The organism is Corallococcus sp. AB030 (genome assembly GCF_003668965.1).
Taxonomy (GTDB): Bacteria; Myxococcota; Myxococcia; order Myxococcales; family Myxococcaceae; genus Corallococcus; species Corallococcus exiguus.
Map to the genome: position 1 here is coordinate 1 of NZ_RAWQ01000525.1, position 406 is coordinate 406.

General features: G+C 75.6%; 1 pseudogene. It reads right to left on the reverse strand.

Annotated features, from left to right (window positions below):
- Nucleotides 1-406 (reverse strand): annotated as a pseudogene (locus tag D7Y15_RS45110) (hypothetical protein); the annotation flags it as partial.

Consider the following 406-nt stretch of genomic DNA (forward strand, 5'->3'; position numbering starts at 1 on the left):
CGTCCACCGCGCGCAGCGCCGAGCGCACCGCCAACGACAGGGCCTCCGCGCCCACGGACCACGTCAGCGTCTCCGGCGCACCCTCCACCCGCGCGCTCCGCACGAACAGGTGTCCCGTGCGCGGAGCCGCCACCGACACCCGCAGCTCCGCCCCGTCTCGCGTGAACCACAACACCGCGCGCGCGTCCTTCCGTGAAGCCAGCCGCTCCGCCTCACGCCATGCACCGCCGGGGCTCGAGTCCATGGACGGACCTGCTTCCGTCTCCAGCACCACCGGCAGGTCGCTGCTCTGCCCCCGCACCCGCTCCAGCAGTGCGCGGTCCTCGGTGGACGCCACGCGCACGACCGCCCGCCACGACCCGGCCGCCCACGCGGGGCTCCACAGGCCCAGCACCAGGGCCAGCAC